Annotated in this window: 16 protein-coding genes; 10 read left to right on the forward strand and 6 right to left on the reverse strand. The window is 60.3% G+C overall.

Annotated elements, in window-relative coordinates:
• The first annotated feature begins 30 nt into the window (after window positions 1-30).
• The 9 genes from BGO89_01460 (at window position 31) to BGO89_01500 (ending at window position 14,255) form a co-directional block, all read left to right on the forward strand.
• Window positions 31-2,079 (forward strand): pyruvate dehydrogenase, encoded by a 2,049-nt coding sequence (locus BGO89_01460; protein ID OJX61274.1) that lies wholly within the window; start codon window positions 31-33, stop codon window positions 2,077-2,079.
• Between the two features lie 2 nt (window positions 2,080-2,081).
• On the forward strand, window positions 2,082-4,094 hold the full coding sequence (locus BGO89_01465; protein ID OJX61275.1) for a hypothetical protein: 2,013 nt from the start codon (window positions 2,082-2,084) through the stop codon (window positions 4,092-4,094).
• Window positions 4,095-4,244: 150 nt separating this feature from the next.
• Window positions 4,245-5,681 carry a hypothetical protein gene (locus BGO89_01470; GenBank protein ID OJX61276.1) on the forward strand — a complete coding sequence of 479 codons (1,437 nt, stop codon included), beginning with the start codon at window positions 4,245-4,247 and terminating at the stop codon, window positions 5,679-5,681.
• Window positions 5,678-6,928 (forward strand): hypothetical protein, encoded by a 1,251-nt coding sequence (locus BGO89_01475; protein OJX61277.1) that lies wholly within the window; start codon window positions 5,678-5,680, stop codon window positions 6,926-6,928. The genes BGO89_01470 and BGO89_01475 overlap by 4 nt, the downstream gene beginning before the upstream one ends.
• Window positions 6,925-7,446, forward strand: a complete 522-nt coding sequence (locus BGO89_01480) for a hypothetical protein (GenBank protein OJX61278.1) — start codon at window positions 6,925-6,927, stop codon at window positions 7,444-7,446. Before BGO89_01475 ends, BGO89_01480 begins: the two co-directional genes overlap by 4 nt.
• 131 nt (window positions 7,447-7,577) lie before the next feature.
• Window positions 7,578-8,930 carry a hypothetical protein gene (locus BGO89_01485; GenBank protein ID OJX61279.1) on the forward strand — a complete coding sequence of 451 codons (1,353 nt, stop codon included), beginning with the start codon at window positions 7,578-7,580 and terminating at the stop codon, window positions 8,928-8,930.
• Window positions 8,931-8,932: 2 nt separating this feature from the next.
• Window positions 8,933-9,616: a hypothetical protein gene (locus tag BGO89_01490; protein OJX61280.1), complete on the forward strand. Its 684-nt coding sequence runs from the start codon at window positions 8,933-8,935 to the stop codon at window positions 9,614-9,616.
• A gap of 83 nt (window positions 9,617-9,699) precedes the next feature.
• Window positions 9,700-10,821, forward strand: coding sequence for a hypothetical protein (locus tag BGO89_01495; protein ID OJX61281.1), 1,122 nt, complete (start codon window positions 9,700-9,702; stop codon window positions 10,819-10,821).
• Window positions 10,822-10,865: 44 nt separating this feature from the next.
• Entirely contained in the window at window positions 10,866-14,255 is a 3,390-nt protein-coding gene (locus BGO89_01500; GenBank protein ID OJX61282.1) for a copper transporter, read from the forward strand.
• A 126-nt stretch (window positions 14,256-14,381) separates the two neighbouring features.
• Here BGO89_01500 and BGO89_01505 read toward each other — a convergent pair whose 3' ends face one another.
• Together BGO89_01505 and BGO89_01510 are read right to left on the reverse strand one after the other, a co-directional pair.
• Window positions 14,382-14,774, reverse strand: a complete 393-nt coding sequence (locus BGO89_01505) for a peptide-methionine (R)-S-oxide reductase (protein ID OJX61374.1) — start codon at window positions 14,772-14,774, stop codon at window positions 14,382-14,384.
• 160 nt (window positions 14,775-14,934) lie between these two features.
• Window positions 14,935-15,708 (reverse strand): tRNA pseudouridine(38-40) synthase TruA, encoded by a 774-nt coding sequence (locus BGO89_01510; GenBank protein OJX61283.1) that lies wholly within the window; start codon window positions 15,706-15,708, stop codon window positions 14,935-14,937.
• A 19-nt stretch (window positions 15,709-15,727) separates the two neighbouring features.
• On the opposite strand from BGO89_01510, the gene BGO89_01515 reads away from it, so the two are divergent.
• Entirely contained in the window at window positions 15,728-16,294 is a 567-nt protein-coding gene (locus BGO89_01515; GenBank protein ID OJX61375.1) for a hypothetical protein, read from the forward strand.
• Here the strand turns inward: BGO89_01515 and BGO89_01520 are convergent.
• The 4 genes from BGO89_01520 to BGO89_01535 are packed head-to-tail and all read right to left on the reverse strand — an operon-like array spanning window position 16,272 to window position 22,038.
• A complete protein-coding gene (locus tag BGO89_01520; GenBank protein OJX61284.1) occupies window positions 16,272-17,528 on the reverse strand; it encodes a hypothetical protein in 1,257 nt (418 codons plus the stop codon). The two genes, BGO89_01515 and BGO89_01520, sit on opposite strands and share 23 nt — an antisense overlap.
• A 40-nt stretch (window positions 17,529-17,568) precedes the next feature.
• A complete protein-coding gene (locus BGO89_01525; GenBank protein ID OJX61285.1) occupies window positions 17,569-19,422 on the reverse strand; it encodes a penicillin-binding protein 2 in 1,854 nt (617 codons plus the stop codon).
• 58 nt (window positions 19,423-19,480) lie between these two features.
• Window positions 19,481-20,908 carry a hypothetical protein gene (locus tag BGO89_01530; protein OJX61286.1) on the reverse strand — a complete coding sequence of 476 codons (1,428 nt, stop codon included), beginning with the start codon at window positions 20,906-20,908 and terminating at the stop codon, window positions 19,481-19,483.
• Window positions 20,905-22,038 carry a hypothetical protein gene (locus tag BGO89_01535; protein OJX61287.1) on the reverse strand — a complete coding sequence of 378 codons (1,134 nt, stop codon included), beginning with the start codon at window positions 22,036-22,038 and terminating at the stop codon, window positions 20,905-20,907. The genes BGO89_01530 and BGO89_01535 overlap by 4 nt, the downstream gene beginning before the upstream one ends.
• Window positions 22,039-22,100 lie beyond the last annotated feature (62 nt).

Here is a 22,100-nt window from a genome sequence, read left to right on the forward strand (position 1 = left end):
GCTTCCGCACGTATCAGATGGAACAATCGCATGACGAAAGCCGAATGGTTGGATGTAGCGCGCACCGTCGTACAGTCGCGCCTGATCGACAACATCGAAGAGTCGGAGCTGGCTCCTTCCGGTAAGGTTACCTATCAGTTCTCCGCGAAGGGACACGAACTGGCCCAGGCCATTCTCGGTCGTCTGCTGCGCCAGGGCAAGGATGCCGCAACCGTCTACTACCGTTCGCGTCCGCTCGTGATGGCGGCCGGTATGTCCGTCGAAGAAGCGGTGGCAGGGCCTCTGGCCCTGAGCGGAAGCCGCAACGGTGGCCGCGACATCGGTGTGGTCCACCATCTGCCGAACAGGCTCGGCGTCACGGTACTGCCGGCATCGGGCGACGTCGGTGCGCAGTATACCCCGGCCGTCGGCTGGGCCCAGGCGATTTCCTACCGCACCTCGGTGATGAACGAAGAGGCATGGAAGGGTGCCGTGGCCGTTGCCCTCGGCGGCGATGGTTCGACGGCGACGAACGGTTTCTGGGCGGCGCTGAACATCGCCACGACGCAGAAGCTGCCGATGCTGTTCTTCATCGAGGACAACCAGTACGGCATCTCCGTGCCCGGAACGTTCCAGACGCCGGGCGGTAACATCGCCGCGAACCTGGCCTCGTTCGCGAACCTGCGCATCGTCGAATGCGACGGTACGAATCCCGAAGAAGCCGAACGACTGATTTCGAAGACGCTCGATCACGTGCGCGAAAAACAGGCGCCTGCACTTCTGCGCGTCCGCGTACCGCGTATCTGCGGACACAGCGGCGCCGACAACCAGTCGTACAAGACGAAGGAAGAACGTGCCGACGAAGAGGCGCGCGATCCGCTGGGCAGGCTCAAGGACTTCTTCGAGCGCAAGAAGTACATGACGTCCGAGCAATGGGATGCCTTCGTGGCCCAATGCGAAGCCGACGTACGTGCAGGTGTCGATGCGGCTCTGGCGCAGCCCGAGCCCGTATCCGCCGATGCCCTTACCCATGCCTTCTACGACGGCCTTGCACCGAAGCACGGCGGTCTCATGGGCGATGCCGTCGAACCGCCGACGGCTACGGGCGAGCAGCAGGAACAGGGCGGACGCGTCAATCTCATCGAAGCCGTGAAGCGTACACTCGACTACGAACTGGGCGTCAATCCGCGTGTCCTCGTCTTCGGTGAGGACGTCGGCGTGAAGGGTGGAGTCCACGGTGCGACCGTCGATCTCCAGGTCAAGCACGGTGCACAGCGCGTCTTCGATACGTCGCTGTCGGAAGAAGGCATCATCGGTCGTGCCGTAGGCATGGCAATGGCCGGCCTCGTTCCCGTACCCGAAATCCAGTTCAGGAAGTATCTCGATCCCGCCACAGAACAGATCAACGACTGCGGTACGCTGCGCTGGCGCACGAACGGTGACTTCGCAGCACCGATGGTGCTGCGCATTCCCGTGGGATATTCCAAGCGCACCGGCGACCCCTGGCACAGTGTCAGCGGTGAAGCCATCTTCGCCCATACCATCGGCTGGCGCGTAGCCATGCCGTCCAACGCGCAGGATGCGGTTGGCCTCCTCCGTACGGCATTGCGCGGAAACGATCCTACGTTCTTTCTCGAACATCGTGCCATCCAGGACACGATGCCGGGCCGGGGCGTCTATCCCGGTGATCAGTACGTGCTTCCCTTCGGTGTCGCCAACGTCGTCCGCGAGGGCAGCCGCGCCACGGTCGTATGCTGGGGCGAAATGGTCCACCGGGCGAAGGGCGTCGTCGAAGCCATGAACGAAGACATCGAAATCATCGATCTGCGAACGATCGTGCCGTGGGACCGCGAGGCCGTGATGAACAGCGTCCGCAAGACGAGCCGCGTCCTCGTCCTTCACGAAGACACGATCACCTGCGGCTTCGGCGCGGAGATCGCCGCGACCATCGCACAGGACTGCTTCCGTCATCTCGACGCTCCGGTGCAGCGCCTTGCCACGCCGGACATTCCCATTCCGTATAACAAGGGCATGATGGAAGTCGTCATTCCCAGCACGTCACTCATCGAACGAACATTGCGCGATCTGATCGCATACTGACGGTGAAGAAGCTCGTTCTCAGGAAGGCGGCAGTCGGGCAGAGCGGACGTGCCTATCGTATCGCCTACGATCAGGTACTGAATCCTGCACAGCTCGAAGCCGTCATGCATGGAGACGGTCCTGCCCTCGTCCTTGCAGGTGCCGGAACGGGAAAGACGCGCACGCTGACGTATCGCGTGGCGCGGCTCGTCGAGGATGGCGTCGATCCCGCATCCATCCTGCTCCTGACCTTCACACGCAAGGCCGCCCATGAAATGGTGCGCCGTGCATCGTCGTTGCTCGATGGTCGTGTGGACAAGGTGGCCGGTGGTACGTTCCATTCCTTCGCCCATCTCGTCCTGCGCCGCTTCGGGCTGTCCCACGACGGCGATGCTTCGGCAGGGGCGTTTACGATCCTCGACCAGTCCGACGCCGAAGACGTCATGAATCTCGTGCGAGGGCGGTTCGACGTCGCGAAGCTCAAGAAGCGCTTTCCGCAGAAGGGCACGCTGCATGCGATGTACAGCACGGCCGTCAATACCGCCACGCCGCTCGACGACGTGATCGCGGGCAAGTATCCGCAGTTCGTGGACGAAGGGCCGCGCATCGCCGAGGTCATCCGCGCATACAACGACTACAAGCGGCAGCAGCGGATGGTCGACTACGACGACCTGCTCGTCCACCTCCTCGCCCTGACCAGGCACGAGGAGGTCGGTGCGGCGTTGCGAACGCAGTACCGGTATCTGATGGTCGACGAATACCAGGACACGAACGTCCTCCAGCATTCCATCATCATGGGACTGGCCGGAAGCCGTGGCAACGTCATGGCCGTCGGCGACGATGCCCAGAGCATCTATTCGTTCCGCGGCGCCGACATCCGGAACATCCACGGATTCCCCGAATCGTTCGACGGCTGCGCAATGATCCGCCTCGAACACAATTATCGCAGTTCGCAGCCCATCCTCGACGTCTGCAACGCCATCCTCCGCGATGCACCCGACATGTATGCGAAGGAGCTCTTCAGCGACCGCAAGACGGGCGAGCTTCCGATGATCGTTTCCTGCCGGAACGAGCGTCAGCAGAGTGCCTTCCTCGTCCAGCAGATCCTGGAGTTACGGGAAGACGGCAAACCCCTGAAGGACATCGCCGTCCTGTTCCGATCGGGCTTCCTGTCCTTCGACCTCGAGATCGAACTCGGCAAGGCCGGGATACCGTTCAGGAAGTTCGGTGGCATGAAGTTCACGGAAGCCGCGCATGTGAAGGACCTGCTCGCCCTGCTGCGGGTCACGGTCAATCCGCGCGATGCCATCTCATGGTACCGCAGCATGCTGCTGCAACAGGGGGTAGGACAGAAGTCGGCCGCTGTCGCACTGGAGCAGTTGCTGGGCATGGCCGATCCGTTGCATGGTGAAGGTGTACGTCTGTCTGGTCGGGCCGGAACCATGGTTGGGGAGTTGATCGGCATTCTTCGTGTGGCTGAAGGTATCGCTTCTGCGGGAGAGCGGATACGACACCTGGCAGAATGGTACAGACCCGTCCTGGAGCGCGTCCACGACGACCATGCCAAGCGATGGAAGGATATCGAGACCGTCGTAGGAATCTGCTCGCGCTACACGACGCCGGCGGACTTTCTTGCGGACATCGCTCTCGACCCGCCGCAGGAAGCGCTGGACGACATCGAGGAGGACGACGGTGAGGACGAGTTCATCACCTTGTCCACTATCCACTCAGCCAAGGGGCTGGAGTGGCACAGCGTCTTCCTCATCTGGATGAACGAAGGGCGCCTTCCTTCCGCACGGTCGGCCGATAGCGAGGCATCACTGGAAGAGGAGCGCCGCCTGCTCTACGTCGCTGCCACGCGGGCGCGGGAGCATCTCGTCATGACCTATCCCGCCGTCATGATGGAATGGGAACACTCGGATGTCCTCGGCCGTCCGAGCCGTTTCCTCGACGGTGTCGACGCCGAGCTGTGTCCGACCTACTACCTTGCCGAGGAATCGGAGAACGACGCCGAAACCGGGCTTCTGGATGCCTGATGTAAAAAGTTCGTAAAAAGCCCTATCTTTCATCCCGCCCCACGGCAGGGCATGTCAAATCAGGGTGAGCATAGGGCCAGAGTCTGCATGACACCTCCGACGCTTCAAGAACTCAGTGAAGCCCTCGTACGATCTGCACCCCATACAGGAGTGCAGGCAACCATACGCTCCAGCAAGCTGCGTGCGTCGATTGCACTGGTACTTGCCGATGCGCTGATGTTGACGTTGGTCATGGTGGCCGCCATCAGCATGCGCGCGATGACGGGAACCGGTTCGATTCCGCTCGATGCCTGGGCTCCGATCGTCGGCGCCGTCATTCTCGCCAATGCATTCGGATCCTTGTGGCGGGGGATCTATCCCGGCTACGGCATGTGCGCCATTTCGGAACTCCGCAGCACGTTCTATACGCTGACGGGTGTCTTCGCCGCCGTCATCGCCATCTCGTTCTTCACCCGCGGCGTCCTTCCGTACGCCCGATCCATCCTGCTCTTCGCCTACGTCTTCAGTGTACCGATGCTCGCCGTTTCCCGAATGGCCGTCCGGCGCCTGCTCAGCAGGAAGCCCTGGTACGGGATTCCGGTGATCATCGTGGGTGAGCACGGTCTGGCCGCCAAGATCGTCGATTCCCTGCGTGTGAACACGCACATCGGTCTCCGTCCGATGGTCATCATCGAGCCCGACGAAGAGCATGCCGACTACGGATATCATCATTCGGTTCCCGTCATCGGCGGTGTGGATACCATCCATCCGCTCGCACGCCGCTTCGGCGTCTCGCACGGCATCATCGCCCTGCCACATGCCACTTCCGAACAGCTCGCGGAGCTGCTCGAGCGGAGCTGCCAGAGTCTCACGAATTTCACCTTCGTGGGCGAACACGTCAATCCGTCCGTCATGTGGATCAGCAATGTCCAGAGCGATCTCCTCATGAGTGCCGAAATCGAACACCGTCTGCGCCAGCCTGCCCTGCGGCTCAAGAAGCGTCTGTTCGACCTCGTGGTGGCCGTTCCGCTCTTCCTGATCTCCCTGCCCTTCATGCTTGCCATCGCAGTGGCCATACGCCTCACGTCGAAAGGTCCCATCCTCTATCGCCAGAAGCGCGTGGGGTACAAGGGCCGGCATTTCGACCTCATCAAATTCCGGACGATGGTGGACAATGCCGACGGAGTCCTGGCCGACATGCTGGAACGCAATCCGAAGATGAAGGAAGAATATCAACGCTTCCACAAGCTGAAGGTCGACCCGCGTATCACGAGGATAGGTCAGTGGCTGCGCAAGTTCAGCATGGACGAGCTGCCCCAGCTCTGGAACGTGCTGCGCGGCGACATGACCCTCGTCGGATCGCGTCCCGTCCTGCCGAGCGAAATGCAGGAACTCGGCGCCGACGCACGGCGCATGTACATGAACATGCACCAGGGCACGAAGCCGGGCCTGACCGGACTGTGGCAGGTGACGGTGCGGGCCAATGCGGAGTTCGACCAGCGTGTCCACATCGACCAGTACTATATCCGCAACTGGTCCCTGTTCCTCGACATCCACATCCTCCTCCGTACCGTCGGCGTGGTCATGACGGGGAGAGGTGGGTATTGAGTACGATCCTGTTCCTTACACCGCGATTTCCCTGGCCACTGATCGGCGGCGATCGCGTCAAGGCCTATCATCTGCTGCGCCATCTCGGCAAGCGGCACCGTGTCCACGTCGTGACGTTCAGTCATGGCGCCCCACCCACCGATCTTCAGTGCCGCAAGCTCGAAGAACTCGGTGTCCAGCTCCACGTCGTACCCCTCGATCCCGTTCTTGCAGGTCTGGCCAGCGTCAGGACGTTCTGGACCGGGCTGCCGCTTGAGATCACGTTCTATACGCGGCCGGACTTCAAGCGTGTCGTGGACGACATCCTCGCACACGAGAACATCGATCTCGCCATCTCGTTCTTCATGCGTACGGCCGAATACGTGCGGGACATCGTGGGGCTTCCCAGGATCCTCATCGCCGAAGACTGCCGGCTCGAATATCAGACGCGATCCACACTCGCTGCGCGGACCCTGCCCCAGAAGCTCGTCCGCTGGTGGGAAACGCGCAAGCTGCGACGCTACGAGCCTGCCGTGGTGAACGACTTCGACCTGACGACCTTCGTCAGCCCCGAAGACGTGGCCGCGATGGAAAAGCTCAACCGTTCGGCCAGATATCGTGTCGTGACCAACGGCGTCGATCTCGACAGGTTCTCTTTCAGGGACGATCATGAACGTCGCAGTGGTCTGCTGTTCGCAGGCAAGCTCGACGTCCTGGCCAACCACCTCATGGCCAGTACCATCATCCGCGACATCATGCCCGCCGTGCATGCGGCCGTGCCGGATACCGATCTCGTCATCGCCGGTGCGAGCCCCAAGGCCGCCTTGCAGCGCATGGTCGGGCCGCATATCCGCATCGAAGCGGACGTTCCCGATCTCGTCCCATATCTTCATCGTGCAGCTATCTTCATCCATCCGCATCATGGTGGATCGGGTATCCAGAACAAGGTGCTCGAGGCCATGGCAGCAGGTTGTGCCGTCGTGACCACGCCGAGCGGCCTGCAGGGCATCGGGGCCGTCCACGGAACGCACGTCCTCGTCGGCACGACGCCGGAGGAACTGGCGCGCCACGCCGTACGCCTGCTGAACGATGCGGGGGAACGATCCACGCTGGCCCATAATGCCCGGACACTCATGGTGCAGACGCACTCGTGGGACCACGTCTTTTCGCAGCTCGACAGGACGATCGCCGACGTGACGGGGGATATGGACATCGATCCGGGCGAATCGCCGTCGCCACTCACCGTGCAGCGTGCGGGCACCGCGTGAACAAGGCACTCTTTCTCGACCGCGACGGTATCGTCAACCGGCGTATCGTCGGAGGGTACGTCCGTACTCCCGAAGAATTCGAACTGCTCGACGACGTCCTTCCGTTGATCCGTGCCGGCAGGCGCGCGGGAATGCTTCTCGTCCTCATCACCAACCAGCAGGGCGTCGGCAAGGAACTGATGACGGACGACGAGCTCGACGACGTCCACGACCATATGCAGGCCATGCTGGCCGTACGGGCGGGGACCATGCTGGACGATATCTACGTCTGTACCGATCTGGAGGGAAGCGGAAGCCTTCGCCGCAAGCCCAATCCCGGAATGCTCCTCGAAGCCATCGCCGATCACGACATCGATCCGGGGGAATCGTGGTTCGTGGGAGACAGTATCTCGGACGCCCAGGCGGGCCGTAGTGCCGGAGTACGCACACTTCTCGTCGGAGCCTTTCCTCCGGATGCCGCCGACGTCGTCGTCGCCACCCTCGATACCGCCACAAAAAAAATCTTCGGCGACCTGTAACACTGCCGTAATTCATCCGTACACACGCCGCGGTTATGACCGTTTGCGCAGTTCGTGACGTTTGGTAAGTTTGTGACCGCCGGTCATAATATGATTGTAAAGTCAGCATCATTCTCCTGAAGGAACCTTGTATGAACGGACGCATTTCCGCGTTCTGTGCGGTATTGATGATGGTCACGGTAACGGCGTTTGCTGCACCACGGCCGCTCACGATGGACGAGGCGATAGATCTTGCCTTGAAACAGAATAAGAAGGTGTCCATCGCCAAGCTCGGTGTGGACAAGGCCGACGCGAAGGTGACGGAAGCGCTGGGCCATGCGCTGCCGACGCTCAATCTGAGTGCAGCATATACCCGTAACATCCAGGTTCCCGTCTTCTTCATCCCGGACTTCCAGAATCCATCGTCCGGTGCGCTGTCTCCGGTACGCGTCGGTCTGAACAATCAGTATCAGCTCCAGGCGCAGGCCACGCAGATCCTGTTCAATTCGGCGGTGTTTTCCGGAATCGGAGCCTCGAAGGTCTACTACAACGCTGCCCTCGAGCAGCTCAACTCTGCCGTCGCTGAAGTCGTGACGGATACGAAGAAGAAGTACTTCGACGCCATGATGGCCAGGGAACTCGGCCGTATCTCGCAGGCCACGCTCGACAACGCGATGGAGAACTTCAAGACCATCGACGCCCTCTTCAGGGAAGGTCTCGTGGCCGAGTTCGATCTCATCAGGTCGCAGGTCGCCGTGGACAACATCCGTCCGAGCGTGACGGAGAGCGAAGCCGTCTACGCCAATGCCATCGGTGCACTCCAGACGCACATCGGCATGGACATGGGTGATTCGGTCGTCCCGGTGGGCGAGTTCCAGGAAGAACAGGTCGAGTTTCCCGACGAACAGGTGGCCATCGAGACCGCGCTTCGCGAGAACAAGGATCTGAAGGCCCTCGAATACCAGGTCCGCGTCACAAAGGAATTCATCTCCCTCTATACCGGCGAATATTTCCCGACGCTGTCGCTCTTCGGCAACTGGATGCATCAGGGACAGTCCGATACCTATTCGAACTTCGTGTCGGCGCCGTCTTCGGCAGTGGGCCTCAACTTCCAGATCAACCTGTTCAACGGATTCCAGACCAAGGCCAGGGTGGAGCAGGCGAACATCGATCATCAGACCGTCCAGGAGCAGTACAACCAGCTCAAGGATATCGTGAAACTCCAGGTTCGTGCCGTGCTCAACTCGCTCCGTTCGTCGAAGCTGCGGATCCTGGCACAACGTTCCACCGTCACGCAGGCCCAGCGCGGTCTGGAGATCGCCCGCATCCGCTACAAGGAGGGAACGGGAAGTCTGCTCGAACTCAACGACTCCGAGCTCGCACTCTCGCATGCGCAGATCAACAGGATCCAGGCGCTGCATGACTATCACACGACCAAGGCCGACTACGATCGTGTGGTGGCGAGCATCGACAGGAAGTATTTCCGTACCGTCGAGACGAACTGATCATGGGTGTCAGGGAACGACGAGAGAAGGAACGCGAACAGCGCCGCCTGGACATCCTCGCTTCCGCACGTGCAGTGTTCCTGCAGTACGGCATCGAGCAGACGTCCATGGACCGCATCGCCCAGGAGGCGGAGCTGGCCAAGGGAACGTTGTATCTCTACTTCCGCAACAAGGAAGAACTGGTTCTTGCACTCATCACAGAGCATCTCGAACAACTGGCGACACTCCTGGAAGAGGTCACGAAACGCAGCCTGTCCCCTCAGCAGAAGCTGCTCGGAATCGTACAGGAATTCTATTCGTTCTCGAAAGGGAACGACTTCTTCTACAAGGTCATGATGCAGATGCGTACGGAACACTTCTGCGAGCCGCCGATGGAAACGTCCGAAACCGTCCAGCAGTACCGTTCGGCCAATTGCCAGATGACGAGGATCATCTCGGACATCGTGGAGGAAGGAAGGGCGACCGGCGTCTTCAAGATCGACCGTCCCGTCGAATACGTCGTGATGGAGATCATCGTGGCGATGAAGGGAGCTACGCTCGTGATGAAGAACGGCATGTTCCCGCCGGAGTGGCACAAGCCCGACGTCGGACGTGTGCTCACCGACGTCGCCTGTCTCCTCATCCGCGGCCTGGAAGGCGGTCCCACGGCATATACGCAGGATCCCGTTCCCGTACTGAACGCTTGATTCCCGAGGAAGGCATCATGGACCGACACACGACCACAGAAACAGAACATATGATCAATACATCACCATCTCAGGGTTTACAGATGAAACTCCGATTGTTCACCGTGCTTGTCGCAGCCGTCGCATTGACCGCCTGCGGTTCGCAGAGCAACGAGAATACGCCGAGTGATCAGCGCCTGTCACAACTTCGTGCGGAGCGCTCCAAGCTGGACGATCAGATCCGTACCATGGAGAAGGCACTCGGCAAGGGCGCCGCGACCGCCAACGGTACGGTTCCCGTCACCGTCTTCACCACGAACGAGGGATCGTTCGCCCATACCATCGACATCAAGGGATCGGTCGACTCACGCTCGTCCGTGACGATCACGCCCAAGACCGGTGGTACCATCACGCGCATCACCGTCGTCAACGGCCAGAGCGTGACGAAGGGCCAGCTCCTCGTGGAGTTCGACAACGAACTCACGAAGCGCAGCATGGAAGAAGTGCAGACGCAACTCGACTTCGCGAATACGGTCTACGAAAAGCAACGCCGTATCTACGAAGCGAAGGCCGGCAGCGAGATCAGCTACCTCCAGGCCAAGAACCAGAAGGAGTCGCTCGAACGCCGTATGTCGTCGCTGAAGGAACAGCTCGAACTGTCGCGGCTCTACGCTCCCGTTGCAGGTGTCGCCGATAACGTGCTGCCCCGCGTGGGCGAGAACGCAGGCCCCGGCCAACCGCTCATGACGATCGTCAACACGGGCGACATGCGCGTCATCGCCGATGTCGCCGAAGCCTACGTCGCCAACATCTCCCAGGGCGATCCCGTGACGATCATGTTCCCCGAGATCAACGATACGGTCCGGACCCGCCTCGGGATCGTGTCCACCACGGTGAACACGATCAGTCGCACCTTCCGTGTCGAGATTCCGATCCGCCCTGTACCGAAGAACCTGCGTCCGAACACGACCTGTAATCTCGTGATCAACGACCTCACGATTCCCAAGGCCATCACGATTCCGCTCAAGGCCATCGCACGCGAGGAGAACAACAGCTTCGCCTACGTGGTCAACGAGAAGAACACGGTCATGCGTCGTGCCATCACGACCGGTCTCGTATCGGGTGGTATGGTCCAGGTCACGGAAGGGTTGCAGCCGGGAGAGCGCGTTGTCGTAAGCGGCGTCCTCGACGTCGCCGATGGCCAGAAGGTCCGTGTCGTCGAATGATTTGCGTTCACCCACCACAACACATACTCTGACCTGTTTACAACATGGAACATCACAAGAAATTTCCCATCACGTCGTGGGCGGTGGACAACAAGGTCACGATCTATGTTCTGACCGTGATCATCTCCATCCTCGGTGTGCTGACCTATATCCAGCTCCCGAAGGAACAGTTCCCCGATATCGTCGTACCGACCGTTCTCGTGACGACGATCAACGCGGGTACGTCTCCCACCGACGTCGAAAACCTGATCACGCGCCAGATCGAGAAGCAGATCAAGTCCGTCGCCGACGTCAAGAAGGTGACGAGCAACTCGATCCAGGATGCCTCGATCATCGTGGTCGAATTCAATACAGGTATCACGCCTACCATCGCGAAGCAGCGCGTGACCGATGCCGTCGACCGCGCGAAGACCGACCTGCCGAACGATCTCACGCAAGGACCGGACGTCGCCGAAGTCGACTTCTCCGAATTCCCGATCATGTTCGTGAACATCGCCGGTAACGTCGGTCTGGACAACCTGAAGAACTATGCCGACGAACTTCAGGACAAGGTCGAATCGATGCGTGAAATCCGTCGTGCCGACATCATCGGTGCTCTCGAAAAGGAAGTACGCGTCGACCTCGATCCGTACAAGATGCAGACGCTCAGCCTGTCCTTCGACGACGTATCCCGCGCCATCGGTGCCGAGAACGTCAACATTTCCGGCGGCGAACTCCTCAATAGCGGCGTGCGCCGGAACCTGCAGGTGAGCGGTGAATTCACGGACGTCGAGCAGATCAAGAACATCGTCGTCCGCGGTGGCCGCGGCAACGCCGTCTATCTGCGCGACATCGCCAACGTCGTCGAGACCAACAAGGAACAGCAGAGCTACGCCCGTCTCAACGGCAAGTCCGTCGTCACGCTGAGTATCCTCAAGAAGGCCGGTGAGAACCTCATCGACGCTTCCGACAAGATCCAGAAGCTCGTCAAGGAGTACGCGGCGACGAAGTTGCCGCCCAACATCTCCATCGTCGTCACCAACGACATGTCCACGGCGACGCGGACGAACCTTGCGGACCTCATCAACACCATCATCATCGGCTTCCTGCTGGTGACGATCGTGCTCATGTTCTTCATGGGCGTGCAGAATGCCCTCTTCATCGGTCTGGCGACGCCGCTGTCGTCCTTCCTTGCCTTCCTCGTCATGCCGGGTCTGGACTTCACGTTCAACATCGTCGTGACCTTCGCCTTCCTTCTCGCACTCGGCATCATCGTGGACGATGCCATCGTGGTGATCGAGAACACGCACCGTCTGCACACGAAGGAGGGGATCGACATCAAGACGGCAACGAAGTATGCTGCCGCCGAGGTGTTCGCACCGGTCGTGGCCGGTACGCTCACGACGCTCGCACCGTTCTTCCCGCTGCTCTTCTGGCCGGGTATCGTGGGCGAGTTCATGAAGTACCTGCCGGCGGTCCTCATCATCACGTTGACGGCGTCGCTCATCGTGGCCTACATCATGAATCCGGTGTTCGCCGTCGACTTCATGGACAAGCCCACGCCCCGATTGACGAGCCGCAAGGTGATCATCCGTCTGCTCATCACGTTGCTCATCGCCGGGCTGGCCGCAACGTCGGGTGCCCTGGCAGTGGCTACGATCGCAATCCTCACGTTCGGCTTCTGGCTGCTCAACTACTACGTCCTCACGCCCAAGCTCATCACGCCGTTCCAGCAGAAGCTGCTTCCGATGATCATGGACAGATATCGCGACGTCCTGCGCTGGGCGCTCAAGGGACGCCGTCCCTATGCCATCATCTCCGGCATGATGGGACTGCTCGTGCTGACGATCATGGCCGCTGGCGTGGTCGGTATGGAAGTCGTCTTCTTCCCCGATGGCGATCCCAACAATGCCTATGTCTACGTCAAGATGCCCATCGGTACGGATGCGGCGCAGACGGACTCCGTCGTCAAGATCGTCGAGAAACGCGTCGCCAAGGTGATCGAGAACGACATGGACCTCGTCAAGTCGATGATCTCCAACGTCGGTATCGGTGCCGGCGATCCGCAGAATCCCGACCGTACGGTGGCTCCTCACAAGGGCAAGGTCACGGTGGCCTTCGTGGAATTCCAGGACCGTCATGGCAAGTCCACGGCGCAGTACCTGACGAAGTTTCGTGACGCGCTGAAGGACCTGGCAGGCGTGGAAATCGCCGTTGAGAAGGATGCCAACGGTCCTCCGACGGGTAAGGCCATCAACATCGAGATCAGCGGCGACGACTTCGCGGAACTCGTCGCTCTCACGGGCAAGGTGAAGACGCTGCTCGTGGACTCCCTGCACGTCGGTGGCATCGAGAAGCTCAAGAGCGATCTCGAGCGGAGCAAGCCGGAGATCAGCGTCATCATCGATCGCGAGAAGGCGAATCACGAAGGGATTTCCACGGCCCAGATCGGTATGGCCCTGCGTTCGGCACTCTATGGTGCCGAAGCAACCAAATTCCGAGAAGGGGAGGATGAATATCCCGTCCAGATCCGCGTGGCGGAAAGCATGCGCCACGACGTGGAAGCCATGATGAACCTGCCTCTTACGTTCCGTGAGATGAGCTCGGGACTGTTGCGTCAGATTCCGATCTCGAGCGTCGCTACGGTCAAGTACTCGTCGACGTTCGCCGGTATCAACCGGAAGAACCAGAAGCGTGTGGTGACGCTCAGCTCGAACGTCCTCCAGGGCTTCAACGCCAACGAGGTCAACCAGCACATCACCGAAGCCATCAAGGGAATGGACATTCCCGAAGGCTATGACATCAAGCAGACGGGCGAGCAGGAAGACCAGGCCGAATCGGCCCAGTTCCTTTCGATCGCCTTCCTCGTGGCCGTGATGCTCATCTTCCTCGTCATGGTCATGCAGTTCAACTCCGTCGCGAAGCCGCTGCTGATTCTCTCCACGGTATCGATGAGCTTGATCGGTGTTCTCATCGGCTTCATGCTCTTCGATATCACGTTCTCCATCGTGATCACCGGCGTGGGGATCATCGCCCTCGGTGGTATCGTAGTGCGGAACGGTATCGTGCTCGTGGACTTCACGGACCTGCTGAAGAGCCAGGGATGGAGAACACGCCGCGCCATCATCGAAGGTGGGGCCATCCGTTTCAATCCCGTCATCCTGACGGCATCGGCGACGATCTTCGGTCTGATTCCGCTGGCCATCGGCTTCAACATCGACTTCTGGGCGTTGTTGAGCTTCCAGGATCCGCACTTCCACATCGGTAGCGACAGCGCCGCGATGTGGGGACCCCTGGCATGGGCCGTCGTCTTCGGTCTCAGCTTCGCCACGTTCCTCACGCTCGTCGTGGTACCGTGCCTGTACTTCGCACTCTATACCTTCAACTTGCGTTCGGCTCGCCGACGTCTGCGCCGCCGGATCAGGGAAGGACTCCACAATCCGGCCGGCCACTGAGCCGACTGCGATCGGTCGAAATGAAGAAGCCCGTCCGGATCGTCGATCCGGACGGGCTTTTCGTATCGGGCATTTCGTATTCGGAGGGAAGACCCGAAATCGTGAGGATACCAAGCCCCGGCGTCCTCATTCCTTCCTGAAGTCGAGCGACGCCGAGTTCAGACAGTAGCGCAGACCCGTCGGTTTCGGGCCGTCATCGAAGACATGGCCGAGATGGGCTTCGCATCGTGCGCAGAGAACTTCGGTGCGTTCGGGAATCAGCGAGTTGTCGGGTCGAAGGATGACGTTCTCCTTCGCGATGGGATCGAAGAAGCTCGGCCAGCCCGTACCGGATTCGAATTTCGTCGTCGACCTGAACAGTTCGGTGCCGCAGCAGCGGCAGGTGTAGATGCCTTTCTCGTGGTTGTCCCAGTACTTTCCCGTGAAGGCGCGCTCCGTACCTTTCTTGCGTGCGATACGGAACTCTTCGGGGGAAAGCTCCTTCATCCATTCCTCGTCGGTCTTGACGATCTTGTTCATGACGGTCACCGTATTGGTTTTGGTAGAATAGATCCTGACGGAGGAACCGTGGCTCCGAGCGGTACCGGATTCCCCTCCAGTGCATGCCGTCGTCACGAGAAAGAGTGCCATGATACCGGCATTCATTCGTATCATCATCGGTGCACCTGTGGAATTGTGATCAAAGCGTGATGAGTGGCCGCACGGGTGGGGGTGGTCCTTCCTCGTAGAGGACATGGTCGAGGAAGAGTCCCGACGGTGGTGCCGTCGACGTGGCCGGCAACGTGGAATGACTGCGCAGAAGGCCTGCGATGGTGTCCGGTGTCGTGGTTCCGCGTCCTGCTTCGACGATCATCCCCACCATCTGACGTACCATCTTCCACAGGAAGTGTGATCCACGGATACGGATCACCAGCATCTGACCCATTTCATGCAGCGAGCATTCCTGAAGTTCCACTGTCGTCGACTTTTCGTCGGGATCGTCGGCCGTGAACGACCGGAAGTCATGGAAACCCTGGAAGACACCGCAGGCCTGATGCATCGCATCGGCGGACAGACGATCCTTCACCCACCATACGTACCGTTTACCGAAGGCCGTCCTGCGTTGGGCGATCTGGTAGAGATAGCCACGGGAGACGGCGTGATGGCGTGCATGGAAGCGGGGATGCGCCTTGGCGACGTCGATCACGTTGATATCGGCCGGCAATGTGTCGTTGATGCGCATGCGGAGGATGTGAGGAGCGAGCTGCGTCGCGATCTCGAGGTGGGCGACCTGGGCCAGGGCGTGGACACCGGCATCCGTGCGTCCCGAGCCCATGAATTCGAATCTGTCGGTGTTCGTCGCCTCCCCGATGGCACGCATCAGCTCACCCTGAACTGTCCGTGCATTCTTCTGTACCTGCCAACCGGAGTATCGCGTACCTTCGTACTCGATCGTTATCATGAATCTTGCCATGTACAAACCTACGAAGACCATGAACGGTGAGCGTGCCAGAAATGAACTTCTTTCCTCCCTGGGTGAATACCGGAGCCGCTATCCGGAAGAAGGGGAGGTCGTGGACAGGGTGATGGAGTTCGTATCCAGAGAACCCGGATGTTTCGAACGGAGTACGGCCGAAGGCCATATCACGGGCTCGGCATGGGTCGTCGATCCGTCGGGAGAGCGCACCCTGCTCACGCATCATCGCAAGCTCGGCAAGTGGCTCCAGCTCGGAGGTCATGCCGATGGCGATGGAAACGTCCTGCGCGTGGCCGTCACGGAAGCCCGTGAGGAGTCGGGCATCGACGACTACGAGGCCGTGACCGACGATATCTTCGATGTGGACGTCCATCCCATTCCTGCACGCGGCAGCGACGCGGGCCACCTGCACTTCGACGTCCGTTACGCATTGCGTGCGGGGCATACGGACCATGTGGTGAGCGGCGAGTCGCACGACCTCGCATGGGTGCCGATTCGGGAACTGGAACGCTATACGACGGAAGACTCGATGCTGCGGATGGCCCGGAAGTGGCTGGAACTCAGCGCGTCTCAACGGACCTGATGCGGTCCCGGGCATCGGCGACGGCCTGGCGTGCCGTCTTCTTCCGATAGATGGCCATCATCACCTCTTCCTCGAAGATCCGCTCTGCATCGAGAAAGTGGACGCTCTGTTCGATGGAGGGTGCCTGTTCGACGGCATCGCAGAAAGCGATGGCATTGGCGTCCTGGAGGCGTTCACGCATTGTATCGAGCGCCTGCCTGCCGGCGGGTACTCCCGCATCCGGTATGGCTTCGCAGAAGGCCAGAGCGGTGTTGTCGCTCGTAAGGTAGTCGATGAGGAGCATCGCCTCGTGCCGATGCACGGACGCATTGCTTACGGCGAGATAGTCGCCGCTGAGAATGCTCCCGTGGTGAGCCGTAGCGATATCGGTGAGAGGGAAGATTCCGTCGAGGACGGTGAACGATGCGGACCGTCCGGTCCGCGCGGCCGAAGCCAGTATCCATGCACCACTGACCCATACACCGACGTCGCCACGGACGAAGCGTTCGTCCAGGTTCCGTGACGACTCGTTGATGCCATAGTCGCAGAACGAGACGTAGCGTTCGAGCGCCACGACTGCACTGTCGTCCAGCGTGGACCAATATGGTCTGGACAGGAAGGCCTTGCTGCCTCCGGCGATCATGAAGGGCAGTACGCGTTTCATGACGTTATGCGGTTCGTTGCTCGCGATACCGAATCCGTAGCGGCCCCGGGCAGGGTCGTGATAGGCACGTATAACGTCCAGCATCGTCTTTCCTGACCTGGCCTCGTGCAATGTCGTCTGCATCATGAGGGCCCGCGTATTGACGACCCATGGAAGAGCAACCGTCGAGTCTCCGAAGATGCCCCCACTACGTGCTCCGGGCAGGAAGCGGTCGGCGTTGTCATCGGACAATCTGCCGAGGACACCGGCTGCGGCGAACTGCGGAATCCATTCCATGCCGATGTGGACGACGTCGGGCGGATTACCCGAATTGAAGGCGAGCTGGAGTTTGGCCTTGCCGTCGGACCATTGCAGTTCCGTGAGTTCGACGACGACGAAGGGATGCTTGCGCTGGAAGTCCGCGATCTGCTGTTGCAGGACGGCGCGTTGTGCCGGTTCGGACCAGAAATGCCAGAGTCTCAGGACGGTACGTTCACCGTTCGAGGCATCGCCGTCACCGCAGCCAGTCAGGATACAGACGAGGATACCGAGGAAGAGCAGGATCGGGGCCGGGGATACGGCAATACCGGAACGGTGTCGATGTGGATGCATACCTGATATCCAGTTGCCGTGCATATGGTAACGAACGTTGTTATTCCCTGTTCGTCGTACGCGCCTCGCTGATCGTGACACCGAACGGACCCCTGGGCGCCGGGGCAGGTAATGCGGGCTTGCTGCCGTCCTTCTGTCCCGATCCGGCTGGCCCACCGGCCTGCTTCACCCACGTACTGTCCCGTTTGACGTCTTCCGGCCACTTGTTCAGGAAGAACTTCTCAAGCAGCTTGCGTACGATGGGAGCGGCCACCACGCCACCGAAGCCACCGCGTTCGACCGTCACGACGAGGGCGATGCGGGGATTGTCCTTCGGGGCGAAACATACGAACCATCCCTGGTCCCCCTGCTTGGTTTCGGCCGTCCCGGTCTTGCCGCAGACGTCGAAGCCGGGGACGTCTGCTATGCGGGCCGTACCGTTGGTCACGACCTGACGCATGGCGTTCTTGACCGTCTTGAAGTGGCGATTTTCGATCGGAATCTTCTGCGAGTCGTAGGAAACGTTCTGTCGCTGCTTGAGCTGCTTGTTGTACATGGCGCGCACGGCATGGGGCTGATACAGCGTTCCTTCGTTGGCGATAGCGGCGATGTAGGTCACCATCTGAAGTGGTGTGACCTGTACCTCTCCCTGACCGATACCCCAGTTCACGAGGGCGTAGTTCGTCCATCCACGTTCGCCGTAGGCCTTGTTCATGTAGGCACGTGAGGGCAGGATGCCGCGCGCTTCTTCCGTGATGTCGGCACGGGTCTTCTGTCCGAACCCGAACATCGAACCGTACTGATGGAAACGCTCGACGCCGAGCTTGACGGCGATCTGGTTGAAGAAGGCGTTGCAGGACGAGGCGATGGCGCGGTTGACGTCGATGGCCCCGTGGACCCCGCCGTGGCATTTGCACGTGCGGTTGCCGAAGGTGAAGCCGCCTGCGCAGTAGAGCGTGCTCTTGTCCGTGATGATCCCTTCCTGCAGGCCTGCGAGGGCCATGAGTGGTTTCCACGTCGAACCCGGCGGATAGATCGGCATGCTGACGCGGTTGAAGAGGGGAACGCCCTTGTCGTCGTGGATCTGGTTGTAGTAGGTACGGGACGTCTTGCCGGTGAAACTGCGGAGGTCGAAGTCCGGCTTGCTCACGTAGGCCAGGATCTCGCCGTTATTGGGATCGAGGGCCACGACCCCGCCCGTATGGCCGGCCATGAGCTTCTCGGCGAGCTCCTGCAGCTCGATGTCGAGCCCGAGATAGAGGTCCGACCCTTCGAGTGCGGCCTGGTCGCTCTTGCCGTCGTTGAAGCTGGCCACGCGTTGGCCGGACTTGTTCACGGCTACGAACTGGAAGCCCTTGGTTCCGCGGACGAAGGGCTCGTAGGCTTTCTCGAGACCGGTCTGGCCCGTCACGTCTCCGGGGTCGTAGGAATCGCCGAGGCTCTTCAGTTGCCATTCACTGACTTCGCGCGTATAGCCGAGGAGGTGGGCCGCGTTGCCGTCGAAGGCATAAAGGCGCTTCGGGTCGATGATGATATCCACGCCCGGCAGGTCGTCACGCTGCTCCTCGATGGCGCTGATGACTTCGAATCCGACGTCACGTCCGCTCGGAATCTTGGCGGCGGCGAACTTGTTGAACGTGGCGGCCTTGCGTACTTCCTGCCAGATCTGGGCCTGGGGAACACCCAGGACGGCCGAAAGGTGCCTGCACGATTCGTCGTTGAATTCGTATGGGGTGACGGTGACCGAGAAGCCCGGTGCGTTCTGCACGATGTAGTGGCCGTTCCTGTCGATCATGTTCCCGCGGAACGGCTCGATCTTGACCTGCTTGATAGCCTGGGTTTCGGCCTTGACGCGATAGACGTTACCCTGGATGATCTGCAGATAGGCCAGCCGTCCCACATAGACGATGGCCATGGAGAACACCAGCCATAAGAAGATGCGTTGACGCAGGGGGGAGCCGAACCCGCTACCGTCAGATACGGTTGTCATTGTGGTGCTGCTGCGAGATGTGATCGTGCACGATGGCGATGCACGCAAAGATGAAGGCAAACATAACGTTTCCGTAGCGCTGGTCGAAGAAGCCGGTCATGAAGATGTTCACGAAGACCGCGGGCAGAAAACAGAACATTCCGACCGATACCACGAAAAAGGGTCCTGCCCGGCTATCACGACGAATGAGCCAGACATTCCGTATAGCCATGACGGAAAAGACCAGGAGGACGACGAACATGAGAATTGCGGTCGGGAAGCCGACCTTGTAGACGAGGCTCACGTAGCCGATGTGCATGAAGGCGGTGTTGTTGTGCCAGCCCTCGATCGGCGCCCAGGCCAGGATGCGGGATCGAATACCGCTACCGCCCAGGGGATACTGCTGGATTTCGCGCCAGGCCACCTCGGCTTCGATCAGCCGCGTTTCGAACGAATAGTCGCCCCCCGTGAGCTGGGTCGACGAGCTGATGCGGTTCTTGACCACGGTCAGGGCGATATCGGCCAGCTTGGGATTGTAGGCCATGGCACCGATGAAGACGGCCGCGCAGACGGCGATGCCGGAGGCGATGAGCCGCAGGTTCTGGCCAGCCCGCAGGAAGAACATGGCGATGGCCATGCAGATGACGAAGAAGACCCACAGCGTACGCGTGAACGTCAGCAGCAGGGCCGCACCGTTCACGGCCAGCAGGAAGAGCAGCGCCAGCTTCGTCCGCAACCGGGCATGGAAGATGCCGATGAGGCTGAGGATGATCGTCAGCAGGAAGATGGGGCCGAGCAGGACGCTGCGCGACGACCAGAGCTGATAGGCGTAGAGGAGACCGGCCGACATCCGCTGCTTGTAGATGAACATGCTGTAGATGGCCATGAACAGGGCCGAGATGGCGCAGAGCAGCAGGAAGGTGCGGAAGCTTTTCTCGTCCTTGCCGAAGTATTCCCGGATCGGGAAGTAATAGAGCATGAGGAAGAACAGGATCCATTCGGATGTCCACGACATCGGATCGACGCCGTTGCAGAGGGCGGGAATGACGTTCAGTCCGCTCAACACGATGAAGAGCAGGATGAGGAAGTCGGCCCATGTCTTGATGACGGGGGCCCTGGTCACGGCCATACGCCAGACCAGCCAGACGATGATGGATACGGAGAAGAAGCCACCGATGGCCACCTCGGCGGCCGAAAGGCCCTTGCCCGTATCCGTCAGGAAGTAGGGCATGGCGAACAGATAGACGCCTATCCATACCTGCGGACGCTTGAACATCGCACCCAGGATGCCGACGCCGATCATCAGCACGGGCATGAGCCAGGGCAGGCCGAGGTCGAGGCTGACCACGAAACCGATGATGGCCAGGATTCCACCGATCGCACCCAGGAGAAGGGCGATCGGAGTGATCCGTGGAAGCGTCATCGTCGTCATGCGGATTGTTCAGGCGTCTGGAGCGAACGCCATGCGTACATGGCGAGGAAGATCAGCACCATGATGATGCCTCCGCCCACGCCCGCACCGGCGGCGATGAGGGAGCGCTTGGGACGGTCCTTCTTTTCCGCGACGATGGGAGCATCGACGACCATGAGGCTCGGCGTGTTCTTCTGCATGTCGAGGCGCGTCTGCTCGAGCGTCGGCATCAGGAAGGCCTTCACCTTGGCATAGGCTTCGAATTCGGTATAGACCTTCATATACCGTACACCGACGCCCGCGGCATCGGTAATGGCAAAGTTGCCGGCGAAGCCCGGTTGCGTGGTGACACGCTGATACTGATCCTTCAGTTCCTGGACCAGGGCCGACTGCGTACGCACCTGCGGATCGTCCGGACCGTAGTTCTGGCGCAGCAGGCCGAGCAGCGTTTCCTGCTTGAGGACGTTGGCCTTGATCTCGCTCAGGCCCGTGGCCGATGCCTTGGCCTGATCGAGCGGCGAGAAGATCCCGTACCGCCGGGAGAAGGCACTCAGCGTATCCGTAAGATCGACCATGGCACTGTCCATGGCGTGAAGCCTGGTTTCCAGATAGCTCGTCGCCTTCGTAGCTTCCTCGCGCTGGATGCGGTTGGCCAGATCGTTGGCGAAGCTCACGAACGTCGTGCACATCGTCACGGCCTTCTGCGGCTCGCGGCTCCAGAAGGTGATCTCGTAATTGCCTTCGGCATGGAGGTTGATCTCGAGGTTCTTCTCCAGCTCCTCGCGGACGTACATCCGGGGCTTGCCCTCGAGTTCGTACTCCTTCGCGAGGTCGAAGCGCGAGATCATCGAATCGCGCAGCGTACGGCTGTACAGCAGGACGATGAACTCGTAGCTGTCGCCTCCCTTGCCGCCGAGCTTCGTCAGACCGAAGTCCTTGAGTGTGGAGGAAATGCCCCCCAGGGCTCCACCCAGCAATGAATTGTCGCTTTTCGGCGGAACGCAGTTGACGGTCGAACGGAAGTATTCGGGCAACGTACGTGCATAGAGATAGGCACCTACGGCCGACACGACGGCGACGATCAGGATGATCCATTTGCGGCGCATCAGCATGCGCAGCAATGCTACCGTCGGGAAGGAAGCTTGGGACATTCGGGTACTCGGGGATGGGACATCGACGTCAAAAATACAACGCATCCGACTGCGTCACCGCA

The organism is Candidatus Kapaibacterium thiocyanatum (assembly GCA_001899175.1).
GTDB classification, from domain to species: Bacteria; Bacteroidota; Ignavibacteria; order Kapaibacteriales; family Kapaibacteriaceae; genus Kapaibacterium; species Kapaibacterium thiocyanatum.

Excerpts from the sequence above, each read along its gene's own strand:
- BGO89_01460 (OJX61274.1), top strand. The coding sequence starts at position 31 with ATGACGAAAGCCGAATGGTTGGATGTAGCGCGCACCGTCGTACAGTCG.
- BGO89_01485 (OJX61279.1), top strand. The coding sequence starts at position 7,578 with ATGAACGGACGCATTTCCGCGTTCTGTGCGGTATTGATGATGGTCACG.
- BGO89_01490 (OJX61280.1), top strand. The coding sequence starts at position 8,933 with ATGGGTGTCAGGGAACGACGAGAGAAGGAACGCGAACAGCGCCGCCTG.
- BGO89_01495 (OJX61281.1), top strand. The coding sequence starts at position 9,700 with ATGAAACTCCGATTGTTCACCGTGCTTGTCGCAGCCGTCGCATTGACC.
- BGO89_01500 (OJX61282.1), top strand. The coding sequence starts at position 10,866 with ATGGAACATCACAAGAAATTTCCCATCACGTCGTGGGCGGTGGACAAC.
- BGO89_01505 (OJX61374.1), bottom strand. The coding sequence starts at position 14,774 with ATGAACAAGATCGTCAAGACCGACGAGGAATGGATGAAGGAGCTTTCC.
- BGO89_01510 (OJX61283.1), bottom strand. The coding sequence starts at position 15,708 with ATGGCAAGATTCATGATAACGATCGAGTACGAAGGTACGCGATACTCC.
- BGO89_01515 (OJX61375.1), top strand. The coding sequence starts at position 15,728 with ATGAACGGTGAGCGTGCCAGAAATGAACTTCTTTCCTCCCTGGGTGAA.
- BGO89_01520 (OJX61284.1), bottom strand. The coding sequence starts at position 17,528 with ATGCATCCACATCGACACCGTTCCGGTATTGCCGTATCCCCGGCCCCG.
- BGO89_01525 (OJX61285.1), bottom strand. The coding sequence starts at position 19,422 with ATGGCCATCGTCTATGTGGGACGGCTGGCCTATCTGCAGATCATCCAG.
- BGO89_01530 (OJX61286.1), bottom strand. The coding sequence starts at position 20,908 with ATGACGACGATGACGCTTCCACGGATCACTCCGATCGCCCTTCTCCTG.
- BGO89_01535 (OJX61287.1), bottom strand. The coding sequence starts at position 22,038 with ATGTCCCAAGCTTCCTTCCCGACGGTAGCATTGCTGCGCATGCTGATG.